This is a genomic window from Maribellus luteus, from assembly GCF_003576475.1.
GTDB classification, from domain to species: Bacteria; Bacteroidota; Bacteroidia; order Bacteroidales; family Prolixibacteraceae; genus Draconibacterium; species Draconibacterium luteum.
In genome coordinates this window covers 1-13026 of sequence record NZ_QWGR01000017.1, presented here as the reverse complement: position 1 = coordinate 13026, position 13026 = coordinate 1, and the positions used below count along the sequence as shown (strand labels likewise).

At 44.1% G+C, this 13026-nt stretch carries 11 protein-coding genes; 4 read left to right on the top strand and 7 right to left on the bottom strand.

Annotation, left to right across the window (positions count from 1 at the left end; genetic code table 11):
• Window position 1: 1 nt before the first annotated feature.
• From mreD to purH, 4 genes are read right to left on the bottom strand one after another with little or no spacing between them, the layout of a single operon-like run.
• Window positions 2–505 (bottom strand): rod shape-determining protein MreD, encoded by a 504-nt coding sequence (gene mreD, locus D1614_RS20165; RefSeq protein WP_119439794.1) that lies wholly within the window; start codon window positions 503–505, stop codon window positions 2–4.
• A complete protein-coding gene (mreC, locus tag D1614_RS20160; protein ID WP_119439793.1) occupies window positions 486–1322 on the bottom strand; it encodes a rod shape-determining protein MreC in 837 nt (278 codons plus the stop codon). The genes mreD and mreC overlap by 20 nt, the downstream gene beginning before the upstream one ends.
• Before the next feature lie 20 nt (window positions 1323–1342).
• Window positions 1343–2365, bottom strand: a complete 1023-nt coding sequence (locus tag D1614_RS20155; RefSeq protein ID WP_119439792.1) for a rod shape-determining protein — start codon at window positions 2363–2365, stop codon at window positions 1343–1345.
• 51 nt (window positions 2366–2416) lie between these two features.
• Window positions 2417–4009, bottom strand: a complete 1593-nt coding sequence (gene purH, locus D1614_RS20150; RefSeq protein WP_119439791.1) for a bifunctional phosphoribosylaminoimidazolecarboxamide formyltransferase/IMP cyclohydrolase — start codon at window positions 4007–4009, stop codon at window positions 2417–2419.
• A gap of 217 nt (window positions 4010–4226) precedes the next feature.
• On the opposite strand from purH, the gene D1614_RS20145 reads away from it, so the two are divergent.
• Window positions 4227–5480 (top strand): ABC transporter permease, encoded by a 1254-nt coding sequence (locus D1614_RS20145; RefSeq protein WP_119439790.1) that lies wholly within the window; start codon window positions 4227–4229, stop codon window positions 5478–5480.
• Here D1614_RS20145 and mgtE read toward each other — a convergent pair.
• Window positions 5477–6835 (bottom strand): magnesium transporter, encoded by a 1359-nt coding sequence (mgtE, locus tag D1614_RS20140; protein WP_119439789.1) that lies wholly within the window; start codon window positions 6833–6835, stop codon window positions 5477–5479. The genes D1614_RS20145 and mgtE overlap by 4 nt on opposite strands.
• Window positions 6832–7605, bottom strand: a complete 774-nt coding sequence (gene rsmA, locus D1614_RS20135) for a 16S rRNA (adenine(1518)-N(6)/adenine(1519)-N(6))-dimethyltransferase RsmA (protein ID WP_119439788.1) — start codon at window positions 7603–7605, stop codon at window positions 6832–6834. The genes mgtE and rsmA overlap by 4 nt, the downstream gene beginning before the upstream one ends.
• Window positions 7606–7789: 184 nt before the next feature.
• On the opposite strand from rsmA, the gene D1614_RS20130 reads away from it, so the two are divergent.
• From D1614_RS20130 to D1614_RS20120, 3 genes are all read left to right on the top strand, one after another.
• Window positions 7790–8803, top strand: coding sequence for a lysylphosphatidylglycerol synthase transmembrane domain-containing protein (locus D1614_RS20130; RefSeq protein WP_162304585.1), 1014 nt, complete (start codon window positions 7790–7792; stop codon window positions 8801–8803).
• Between the two features lie 39 nt (window positions 8804–8842).
• Window positions 8843–10096 (top strand): ABC transporter permease, encoded by a 1254-nt coding sequence (locus D1614_RS20125; protein ID WP_119439786.1) that lies wholly within the window; start codon window positions 8843–8845, stop codon window positions 10094–10096.
• 65 nt (window positions 10097–10161) lie between these two features.
• A complete protein-coding gene (locus D1614_RS20120) occupies window positions 10162–10791 on the top strand; it encodes an NUDIX hydrolase (RefSeq protein ID WP_119439785.1) in 630 nt (209 codons plus the stop codon).
• On the opposite strand, the gene D1614_RS20115 is transcribed toward D1614_RS20120, so the two are convergent.
• Window positions 10788–12803, bottom strand: coding sequence for a putative porin (locus D1614_RS20115; RefSeq protein WP_162304584.1), 2016 nt, complete (start codon window positions 12801–12803; stop codon window positions 10788–10790). The two genes, D1614_RS20120 and D1614_RS20115, sit on opposite strands and share 4 nt — an antisense overlap.
• Window positions 12804–13026: the final 223 nt, after the last annotated feature.

Genomic DNA, 13026 nt, shown 5'->3' with positions numbered 1-13026 from the left:
CCTACTCTCTAAAAATGATAAACTGACTTAAAACTATCACAAAAAACGAAAATACAGAACTTAAAATTGCACGATACAATGTGTTTAGGAAATTGGCGAAGGTAAATACTTCGAGGTAGAACAAAGCAAGGTGATGCAACAGGATCATAATGACCGCATAACCCAGGAACCACTGAAAACCGGTTTGTGCCAATCCGGGATATTCACTCAAATCTTCTTCGCGGTTGGTAATCACCCGGATAATCACCGGCCGCAAATAGGCTACAAAAACCGAAGCGGCCGAATGCACTCCGAGGCTGTTGGAAAAAATATCGACACTGATTCCGAGTGCAAACGCCAGCAGCATAAGTGCATACTTTGGCGTATTCACGGGAAGCAGCATAATGAAGAGCACATAAATGTAAGGATTTATGTAACCACTGAACTGAATCTGGTTCAGAAACAACACCTGAACTGCCAGCAGTACAATAAACATTACAAAATATCTAAATCCCAGCCTCTCCATTTAATGTTGCCTGTTTTAATTTTTCCAATTCCTCCGATTTGAGGCCATCGATTACTTCCACCCAGGTCACCGATTTAAAATCAGTTGAAAGCGCCACATTGATCACGTAATAATTCTCGCCGGGAGGTTGAGTGAATGACTTCACCGTACCTACCATAATTCCCTCGGGAAATACCGACGAGTAGCCACTGGTTACAATGGTATCGCCAACGGCAACATCCACATGAAACGGGATTTCGTTAAGATCGGCAAACCTATGATCTTTCCCATCCCAGATCAACGATCCGTAGTAACCGTTCTTTTTGAGCTTTGCAGAAACACTCCAGCGCGGGTTCAAAACCGACAAGCCCATGGAATATGATTCGGAAACCGAAGTAACAATACCAACAATACCGGTACTGGTGATAATGCCCTGGTCGGGTTTCACACCGTGCTTTCGCCCCCGGTTAAGCGTAATATAATTTTGCTGCCGGTTCACTGAATTGTTGATCACCCTTGCTGAAATATAATGAAAGGTACTGTCGGAGGCCACGAATCCAGGGATTGAGTCCGGCAACACATTTTCATAACGATCAAGCCGGTTCCGCAGGAATGAGTTTTCCTCCATCAGGTGCTTGTTCACTTTCTTCAATCCAAAATACTGAACAACCGCGCTATAGGAACTATAAAGCGATGCACTTACAGCATTGGATGTATTCAGAAACCTGGACCGCTGAAAACTGTTGTAGTTTACGATAAATACTACTGACACAACTTCTAAAAAAAGAAATAGAAGAAACGGATAGTTTTTAACCAGTAGTCTGAATAAACTTCGCATTTACAGTATCAAGAAGGCTTTTATCGAATCAGGAACGAGAACTTATCTACGTTTTTCAAGGCAATACCGGTTCCGCGAACCACCGCACGCAACGGATCTTCGGCTATGTGAAACGGAATTCCTATTTTATCGGTTAAACGTTTGTCGAGACCTTTTAACAGAGCTCCGCCACCTGCCAGCCAGATTCCTTTCGTAACAATGTCGGCATACAGTTCGGGAGGCGTTTGCTCCAGGGCACTCAACACGGCTGTTTCAATCTTTGAAATCGATTTCTCCAGACAGTGTGCAATTTCCTGGTACGACACGGGCACCTCGATCGGTAAAGCCGTCATCTGGTTCGGGCCTTGTACTACAAAATCCTGCGGAGGCTCTGGCAGCTGAGAAAGCGCTGATCCCACGTGAATTTTGATTTCCTCGGCTGTACGTTCCCCGATTTTAATATTATGTTGATGACGCATGTACTCCATAATATCGGCCGTCAGGTCATCGCCTGCAATTCGTATCGATTTATTGGTAACAATACCTCCGAGCGAAATAACCGCAATTTCAGTGGTACCGCCACCTATATCCACCACCATGTTTCCTTCGGGGGCTTCCACGTCCAAACCAATCCCGATGGCTGCTGCCAAAGGTTCATAGATCATGTACACTTCGCGTCCGCCGGCATGCTCCGAAGAGTCGCGCACCGCACGGATTTCCACTTCTGTACTTCCGGAAGGAATACAAACCACCATCTTCAGCGCCGGCGAGAACATTCTCGGTTTTGGGTTAATCATTTTAATCATTCCCCGAATCATCTGTTCCGCCGCGTTAAAATCCGCAATTACACCGTCGCGTAAAGGCCGGATTGTTTTCAGGTTGGCGTGTGTCTTCCCCTGCATTTGCCGTGCCTTTTCACCAATTGCAACCATTTTTTCTGATTTCAGATCGATGGCAACAATCGAGGGCTCGTCCACTACAATTTTATCATTATGTATGATAATGGTATTTGCAGTGCCAAGGTCAATGGCAATTTCCTGTGTTAAAAATGAAAATAAACCCATTAATTTGCTGTTTATCTATGTGGTTTTGATGTTATAAAGATATAATTAATATTAATGTCTGAAATGTCTTCTTCCTGTAAATGCCATGGCAATGCCAAATTCGTTGCAGGCCTCAATCACTTCTTCGTCCCGGATGCTTCCTCCCGGCTCAACAATGTATTTCACACCGTATTCGTTGGCTGCTTCAATGCTGTCGCGGAACGGGAAAAATGCATCCGAAATAAGCACTGAATTGGAGATATCCAACCCGCCTTTTAACTCGAAGCGCGGCATGGTCAGGTAACGCAAGCTATCCAAACGGTTGGGTTGTCCCATTCCTGCTCCGGTCAACCAGAATCCTCCGTCAGCATTTTCAGTAACCACTGCAATGGCATTACTTTTCAGGTGTTTGCAAGCAACAGTTCCAAATTTAGCCAGGTTCATTTTTGATCCTTCAAATTCCTTTTCAGTAACGGTGTTGAATTCCTGGTCCAAACCTTCGTCTTCGTCCTGTACCAGCATACCTCCGCTGATCGAACGGTATAGTTTTTCTCCCGGCACAGCTTCACGAATCGGTGTCACCAATACCCGCAGGTTCTTTTTCTTACCCAAAACTTCCAAAGCCTCGTCGGTATAAGTCGGAGCAATCAAAATCTCCACAAACTTTTTCCCCAACCATTCGGCCACTTCTCCCGTTACGGTATCGGTGAAACAAATGATACTGCCAAAAGCGCTGATCGGATCACCGGCCCAAGCCAGTTCCAGCGACTCCATAATGTTATTGGTCACTGCCAATCCGCAAGGGTTCAGGTGTTTTACCACCGAAACAGCCACCTTGCTTTCGAGATGTGTTACCGAATGGTAAGCATCGCTGGCTGATTTCCAGGCAGCATCGGCATCTAACATATTGTTGTACGAAAGTGCTTTTCCCTGCAAAACTTCGGCATCGGCCAAAGTTGCTGAATTTCCGCCATTGTTGAATTTATAGAACGAAGCCGCCTGGTGCGGATTCTCGCCATACCGCAAAACCTGTCCGCCGTTCAGGCTAACACGCTCGGTGGCTTCTCCAATTCCTGCATTGAAATATCCAAAAATCGCTGAATCGTAATGCGAAGAAACCCCGAAAGCCCGGCTGGCAAACCATTTACGATCCGTCAGCGAAAACGCTCCGTTTTTCTCTTCCAAAAGATTCAACAGCGGCTGGTATTCCTTTTGCGAAGGAACAATCACCACGTCTTTGAAATTTTTGGCAGCGGCGCGGATCAACGAAATCCCGCCTATATCTATTTTTTCAATAATGTCCTGTTCATCTGCTCCTGATGCAACCGTGTCCTCAAAAGGATAAAGGTCTACAATTACAAGGTCAATCTCCGGAATCTCGTATTCGTTCAGCTGGCTCACATCGCCCTGATTATCACGGCGCGACAAAATCCCCCCAAATACTTTCGGATGCAAAGTCTTTACTCTTCCACCCAAAATAGACGGATAACCTGTTAAACTTTCTACCGAAGTTACCTCTACATTTAACGACTCGATAAAACTTTTTGTCCCCCCGGTACTTAAAATCTTAACACCCAAGTCGTTTAGTTTATAAATAATCTTATCTAAATTTTCCTTGTGAAAGACTGAAACCAACGCAGTCTTAATTTTTTTATTATCAGCCATTTATTGGATTTTTCGGATTCGCTCGCAAAGATAAAAAAAACCGTTTATTTACTATTATAACAGTACTTTAAAAATATTATTATACGGCAATTCTTATTTAGAACGAAAAGTGTAATCATTTATTTATTTCGACACTAATAAAACATGCCAAAGGATTTTAGGTGTAAACGTTTTTATCAAAAAACTAGTGTTATTTTTACAGAAATAAATTGAACCGATGCTGCTGATTCGCCTCACATATGAGAGTTTATCGTTTGCCTTTAATTCGTTACGGGCCAACAAGCTTCGTACTCTTTTGTCATTACTGGGCATCACCATCGGTATTTTTGCTATTATTTCGGTTTTTACGGTGATCGACTCGCTGGAACGCGGCATCCGCGAATCGCTTTCAGGCCTGGGGAGTAACATGATTTATGTTGCCAAGTGGCCATGGACACCGCCCGAAGGAGAAACCGAGTACCCGTGGTGGCGATACATGAACCGCCCTTCTCCCGAACTGGAAGAAGCCGAAGAAATTGTACGGCGTGCCAATACGGTTGAAAACGCCGCATTTTTGTTTGGCTTTTCGCGTACCGTCCAGGCCGGAAGCGACAACATGGACAACGTCACCGTTATGGCTACTACACATGCCATGTACGACGTATGGAACCTGGATGTGGAGAAAGGCCGCTATTTCACTGAGTCAGAAATGCGGAACGGCGCACCGGTTGCCGTCATTGGCGCCGATATTGAAAAAGAGTTGTTTGCAGGGATGAATGCGCTGGACCGGGTAATGAAAATCCAGGGACATAAATTCCGGGTGATTGGCGTTTACCGAAGAAAGGGACAGGATGCCTTTGGAAATACCATGGACAAAAACATTCACATATCGGTGATAAAATCCATGAACATGGTGGACATTCGCAACCGCGATATCGGGCAAACCATTTGTATTAAAGCCCGCCCCAATGTCGACAGCGAACGCTTCAAAGCCGAAATAGAAGGCATTATGCGCACGCTGCGCCGGTTAAAACCAGTGGAAGACAACGACTTTGCGCTGAATGAAGTAAGCCTGATCTCGTCCCGTTTCGATCAGTTTTTCAAAGTGTTCAATCTGGCGGGAGCGATCATTGGTGGCTTTTCTATCCTGGTGGGAGGTTTTGGGATTGCCAATATTATGTTTGTTTCGGTAAAAGAGCGTACCAAAATTATCGGCATCCAGAAATCGCTGGGCGCCAAGCGCTACTTCATTTTGCTTGAATTTATTTTTGAAGCCATTGTTTTATCCGTAATCGGAGGACTTGTGGGATTGCTGCTGATTTACATCGGCACTCTGATCATTACTTATTCCACCGAATTTGAAATAACACTCACAGTGGTGAACATCATTAAAGGACTTGTAATCTCAAGTGTTATCGGATTTCTCGCCGGATTTATGCCCGCCCGTTCGGCTGCCCGGCTCGACCCGGTAATCGCGATAAATTCGCTTTAACCAAGATTAAAAAACAGACTTGCCACCCCCAGGTAAATAAACATTCCCAGGATATCGTTCATGGTGGTAATAAAGGGCCCCGTTGCCAAAGCCGGGTCAATCTTGAACTTATGCAAAACCAAAGGAATGATCGTTCCAAACAACGAAGCAAACAAAATCACAATAAAAAGGGAAATGGAAACAGCGTACGTCAAACGTAAGTCTCCTGCGGTAAAAAAATTATAAATGAAAATAAGCACCGAAAAAGCCGTAGCAGTAAGAAAGGCTACCGAAATATCTTTCAGTAATTTACGCGTGGGTGTCTCCATGTCTTTCACCCCGCTGGCGATTGTCTTTACAATAATCGACGACGACTGAACTCCCACATTCCCGGCCATCGCGGCAATTAAGGGAATAAAAAAGGCAAGCTGGGTAACTTTTGAAAGCGAATCTCCATGTGTTTTCAAAATGGTAGCACTCACAATTCCCCCCAACAAGCCCACCATCAGCCAGGGAAAACGAGCGCGGATCAGCGGCCAAACTTTGTCGCTCGATTCCACGTCGCCGGTAATACCCGACACCATCTGGTAGTCGCGTTCAGCTTCTTCACGCACAATGTCGATCACGTCGTCCCAGGTAATCCGTCCTTTCAAACGGCCAATATCGTCTACTACCGGAATCGCAACCAAGTCGTACTTGTCCATAATTTCGGCCACCTCTTCCTGGCGTGTATCCGTAATCACTTTTTTGATTTCGGGATTGTATAAATTGGCAATCTTCGTGTTGGTGTTACTCAGAATGAGTTTTTTCAACGACAATACTCCTTTTAGTTTATCATCGTCGTCGGTCACATAAATGTAAAATATCTCGTCAACCTCTTCGGCTTGTTTGCTGATCTCTTTCAGGCAAGTGGCAACGTTCCAGTTTTCGTTCACCTTCACAAGCTCTTTTGCCATAATACCACCGGCCGAATCTTCGTCGTACTCCAGCAGGTCGACAATATCGCCGGCTTGCTCAATGTCCCCGATTTCGTTAAGAACCTCGCGCTGTTGATCTTCGTCCAGGTCGGCCACCACGTCAGCGGCATCATCCGAATCCATGAAGTCGATAAACTTGCTAACAATAATTTCAGAAGGCAGTTCGCGAAGAAGGCGTCTTCGGTCGGCTTCATCCATCTCTACCAACACGTCAGAAGCAGTTTCACCATCCAGCAAACGGTAAATAAACTTCGCCTCTTCCATTGTCAGGTCTTCCATCATCTCGGCAATGTCAGCCGGGTGAAGATCTTCCAATAATTCAGCTACGCCTTGTTGGTTGTCCTCTTCAATAAGAGTCTTTAGCCGATCTACAAATTCTCTTGTATTTTCGAAGCTCATGCCTTATTGTTTTTAAGGTTCTCAATCATTCCGGTCAGCCGGATAAAATCACTCACGCTAAGCTGTTCGGGGCGTTTTTCGGCAAATTCGGCAGGCAGTGCTTCGCACAAATCCTTTAATGAATTCCGCAACATTTTTCGCCGCTGGTTAAAAGCTGCTTTCACTACCTGAATGAATAAATTTTCGTTGCAGGGGAGTGTTTCTACCTGGTTTCGCCGTAACCGAATAACCGCTGATTTTACTTTTGGCGGCGGGTTAAATACGTTTTCAGAAACCGTAAACAGGTACTCAATATCAAAAAATGCCTGTAATAAAACACTTAAAATGCCATATACTTTGGAGCCGTTCGAAGCTGCAATTCGTTCTGCCACCTCTTTTTGCACCATTCCAACCGTTTCCGGAATCCGGTTTCGCCAGGCCAGAACGCGAAAGAATATCTGCGATGAAATATTGTAGGGAAAATTTCCGATCACATTAAATTTCCCATCGAACCTGCCGGCAACATCCGCTTTCAGAAAGTCTTCGGACCAAATGTGTTGAAGTGTGGGAAAGTGCTGCTGCAGATAGGCGACCGATTCCCGGTCGATCTCTATAACATGAACATTCAGTTCGGGACGCTGTAAGAGGTATTGAGTCAGTACTCCCATTCCGGGGCCGATTTCCAAAATATCCGGAACATCGCTCCCCAGGCTGTCAACAATTTTACGGGCAATATTCTGATCCGTCAAAAAGTGCTGACCCAGACCTTTTTTGGGTTTGACAAAACTCATTACTTTCCGTGTCGTCCATTTCTATTCGATACTTCTTGTTCTTTTTTACGTCGATTAATAAAACAAATTTTTATTTTTGTTCGCTACAAACAGCTATTACCAGACGGTAAATTTGCAGCCCAAAAGTAGTAAAAATTTAGGGAGTATGGGTTGTTAGCTACAGAAAGCTTAAAAAATCTGTATTTTGAAAAAAACGATTGTAAAGATTCTCCAGTTTCTGGCCTTCTTCGCAGCGGGAGCTTTTATTTTCTGGCTCATCTACAAAGATCAGGATATTGAACACATTAAATCGGTGTTAAAAAACGATGTTAAATACGGCTGGGTTTGGCTGTCGCTTTTTATAGGATTGCTTAGCCACATTAGCCGAACCCTGCGCTGGGGCTTGATGATTGAGCCGGTTGGGCATAAACCCAGGTTTATCAATACCTTTCTGGCAGTTATGGTCGGCTACCTGATGAACATGGCTTTTCCGCGAATGGGTGAAGTGTCGCGTTGCGGAGTGCTGGCACGGTATGAAAAGATTTCTTTTACGAAACTTATCGGGACAGTGGTTGCAGAGCGATTGGTCGACATGATTTCGCTGTTGATTTTACTGGGTGTCGTCATTTTCTCGCAATTTGGAAAAATGATCCATTTTATCGAGTCAAACCCGGAGATTAAAGATAAGTTGATGGCGGTGATCAGTTCTCCTGTTTTACTTATCGCGCTGGCGGTTGCCGTTATTCTGTTTATCGTGTTCCGAAAAGCATTTAAACACACAACTATCTTCCGGAAAATGATGGAAGTGATCCAAAACTTTAAGGAAGGCTTTATTTCCATACGCAACATCAAGCAGAAAGGCTGGTTCTTTTTTCATTCGGCCTTTATCTGGTTTATGTACTACCTGATGCTTTATGTTATCTTTTTTGCATTTGATTTTACATCGAACCTTACTCCGATTGCCGGGCTGACCACCTTTGTACTGGCCAGTTTCGGAATGGTTGCGCCCGTTCAGGGAGGTATCGGAGCCTGGCATTTTATGGCCAAAGAAGCGCTGTCGCTGTATGGCGTTGCCAACGAAAACGGTATTATTTTCGCCTTTGTTGCGCATACTTCCATGACGGTTATGATCATTTTCATCGGTATTATATCGTTGCTGGTTTTGCCCTTTATAAACCGTAGGAAGGATGTGATGGAAATTCAGAAAGTACAGATATAAACAAGGATTTTGTGCTGATAAAAATGTAAATTCAGCCCCATGAATACCGAGCTTTTTATAGCAAAACGCCTTTTTTCGGATAAGGCTACACGTAAGTTGCTTTCGCAGCGTATTATTCGCATTGCCTTGATAGGAATTGCTCTTGGCCTGACGGTAATGATTGTTTCGGTAGCCGTGGTTACCGGTTTTAAAAAAGAAATACGCGACCGGGTAATCGGTTTTGGCTCCAACATACAAATCATTAATTACGATTCGAACAGTTCGTACGAAACGCGACCGGTATCAGCCGATCAGCCATTTCTTGAAACGGTTCGTTCGCTTGCAGGAGTAAAATATGTTCAGCCTTTTGCCACAAAGCCCGGAATGATCAAAACCGATGAGTATCACCAGGGAATTATTTTCAAAGGGGTAACCAAAGATTACAACTGGGATTTTTTTGCCAAAAACCTGGTGGCGGGGCATGTTCCCCTCCTTAACGACAGCAGCCGGGTAAACGAGATTATCCTTTCAGAGCATCTTTCCAAACTCCTGAATATAAAACTGAACGATCGGGTAGTGGTTTATTTCATCAACGAAAAAGATGCTATTCCGCGCTTGCTGCAACTCACCGTTTGCGGCGTTTACCGCAGTGGTTTTGAGGAATTCGACAAAGTATTTATCCTGGGCGATCTGAAACAGGTGCAACGACTTAACGACTGGCGAAACGACCAGATCAGTGGTTTTGAAGTAGCCATCAACAATTTCAACCAGATTGATAATATTGAGCAGGAAATCCGCAACAGCGTTATCCAGTTTCGCGATGCCGATGCCGATATTATGCGCACCGAAAGCATCACCCGGCTGTATCCGCAAATCTTCGACTGGCTCTCGGTTCTTGATATGAATGTGTGGATCATCCTTTTATTAATGGTAATCGTTGCCTCGTTTAACATGGTTTCCGGCTTGCTGGTGCTGATCCTCGAACGCGCCTCAATGATTGGGGTGTTAAAAGCCATGGGAAGCGCCAACTGGAGTATCCGGAAGGTGTTTATTTATCTCTCGGTATTTCTGACAAGCCGGGGCATGTTGTGGGGAAATGTCATCGGGATTTCGATTGTGCTGCTTCAGGGCATTTTTCGCATCATCAAACTCGATCCTGCCGCTTATTATGTTGATTATGTTCCCATGAATTTCTCGGTACTGCATTTGGTGTTGCTGAACCTGGGAACCATTACCATCACTTCGCTAATTCTGATTATTCCGAGCTGGCTGATCAGCCGTATTTCGCCCGACAAGACCATTCGTTTTGATTAGGCAGACGAAGGCAAGAAGCACGCTTATAATTGCCGAAATGAAGCTGATTTGATTATTTTTGCTCTATGAACTTCCTAAAAGACAATATAAAGGATGCACTGCACAAGAAACTTCCGGGCCTGGGATCGCATTACAAATTGCTGCCTCCCCACCGCACGCTGAAGGCAGCTCCGGAAGACAAAAGCAGAATAAAGCACAGTAGCGTTTTGCTCCTGCTTTTTGAGGAAGAAAACCGTTTAAATGTGCTGCTTATAAAACGCCCGCAACACATGAAACACCATGCCGGTCAGATGGCACTTCCCGGTGGAAGGATTGAACCGGGTGAAACTGCTGTTGATACCGCTTTACGTGAAACATGGGAAGAAATCGGGGTAAAAAAGGAAGCCATTGAAATTCTGGGAGAGCTATCGGAGTTTTATGTGGAAGTAAGTCGTTTTCAGATAAAGCCCATTGTAGGTTGGCTGCACAAAAAGCCTGACTGTCAGCTCTGCAACGAAGAAGTGGAAAAGATCATTCACTTCCCCATTGAACTTTTCAGGCCTCCTTATCAGCAACTTCAACTGGAAACTTTAACCGGGAGACTGGATGTTCCCTGCATCATTTATAAAGATGAAATTATCTGGGGAGCCACAGCCATGATTCTTTCGGAATTCTACGATGTACTTCAGGACATTGCCGAGGAAAAACATATCTAATCGTAAAATGCCCACGAAACGCCCAGTCTGAATGTAGACTGATTCATTGGATAATGCGGCACCGTCATATATTCTCCATTCAGGAATCTTGTTCCGATGTTCACAAATTTAAAGAACACACGGGTTCGTTTTAAGCGAAGGCTTGCATACACATCAATGTAAGGGTAATTGCCGTATTCCTTTTCATTTTGCAGGTAAAACATTCCGGTTGACGGAGCATAAGCATCTGCGTAATATTTGGTGTTGTACCGAACATCAGATCCGATTTGCGTTAACAACACCTTCGAAATAGTAAACTGGTAATACGCCGAAACAAAGGCCGACCATTCGGGCAAATGAACGTATCTTTCTTCCGAAGCCTTTTGCCACAACACCCGCGTACGAAAATGTAAATTCCGGTAATTGAAGTCTTTATCGATGTAAGCCGACAAAACCAGGATTTCGTTACTGGTCTGGTTCGGAATCCCCAGCGTATCGTTGTATATGTAGTTGTTAATTACGGCGTATTTTGCGCCGAGTTCCAGCTTTCTTCCGGGCATTTTAAAGGTTCCACCAGCAGTTAAGCGTTGCTCCGTTTTCAGATTCTGGTCCCAACGGTAATGGTTCGAATAAAACTTTTCCTGAAAGTAATCGGGCTCCAAATTCTCGATCGCCCCGGAAAAACTTATCGAAGCCAGTGAATCGCCCATAAAATTCATCGGCTTATAAATAATCCCCCTCAATTCGGTCTGTCCGGCGTTTCTTCCGGTTAGGTAGATACGTCCTTCCGCATTCCACTTCCAAAATTTTCCGGTTTCCCGAAAGATTCCACCCCCCACAAAAGTGTTTGAATATTTAATGTCGTTTCTGTAAACCATGCTATCAGGAACAGGTGTTCCCAACAGATGAGACGGGTACTCCCATTGTGAATTACGCTCTACAAAATCATACACCCCCGGCATTGACCCTCTGTTGATTTCAACTCCCAAAAAGGCGCGCTTACCAAAGCTGTATTTTTTGTTCGCATTTTCATATTGCTTCAGTTGAAATATATTGGTCAACCGGTTGTAGCGAATCGAATCTTTTGTATAAGTGTCGGGATAATAAGAAACCGGGAAGAATGTATTGCTGAGTTTCTCGTCATCCACAAACTCCTGCCGGTTGAAATTCAATTCAAAATTGTACATGGCGCCCAATATCGGACGAAATACTTCTTCCCCATCTTCTTCGGTTTCAATAAACTTCCCCAGGCGATATTCACCGTTGGCAAAGAAATAGCTGCTGGCGAAATGAGATTGAGTTGAATTTAAGTTCACATTCCAGTACTCTGCGTCTTGTTCATCCAAAAGCAACGAATCGGAAGTTAAACCGCCATTTTCGTTGTTATTCATCGAGTTGGTAATAAAGCCCGCATGAACAAATACATTATCCTTGGTATAACTCGAATACAATGCCACCGAATTGTTTTTAGCTTCTTGGGCGATGTATTGTCCGTCTGATTTGGCAAGATCCACCCTAAATGTGAAATTCCACCACGGTTTTACGTTTTGGGAATGAATCACATTAAACCTTGTCTCATTGTTCTTCGATTTATTCTCACTCTGAGTATAATCAAGCCGGGTATAAGGAGTATGGGTATTGATGTATTGCAGCTTTGATGGCGACAAAAAGTAGGCATCCCTGCTCTGAGCAAAAAAGAAATTTGTTTGGTAGTTACGATTAAAGAAATTGTTGTCTAATGCGGGCGTTCCGTAGTTCCCCACATAAGAAGCCGTAATTACATTGTTTTTATAAACCGGGTGAAATATGTGTACATAATCTTGCAGCGTATCGAGCTTGGTAGAGTCAATAAACGCTCCGTAGCCCTTTAAATACCACAGTCTGATTTCTGGTTTGATCGAATCAGTCTTGGTCTTACTTTCCTGCGGCGCTCCACTGCCAGAGCGAAAATCCAAATCAGACTGAGCAAACGTACTTACGGACGTTAACAGGAAAACACATACGATAAAAAAAGCTATAAGTATCCTTTGCATATAACTCAACGTTAACTGCACAAAACTAAGAAAAGCATTGAAGCGAGTGCCATTGAGCAGGCACTTTTTGCATTTATTAACCGAACCTAACATTACAATTAGAAGCTGTGCGTAAGTATCTCTTCTTTCTAACGGGTTTATTGCATAAAAAAACCTGGCTCCTTATGGAACCAGGTTTTAATAAAGTTGGCAGCGACCTACTCTCCCACTGTTACGCAGTACC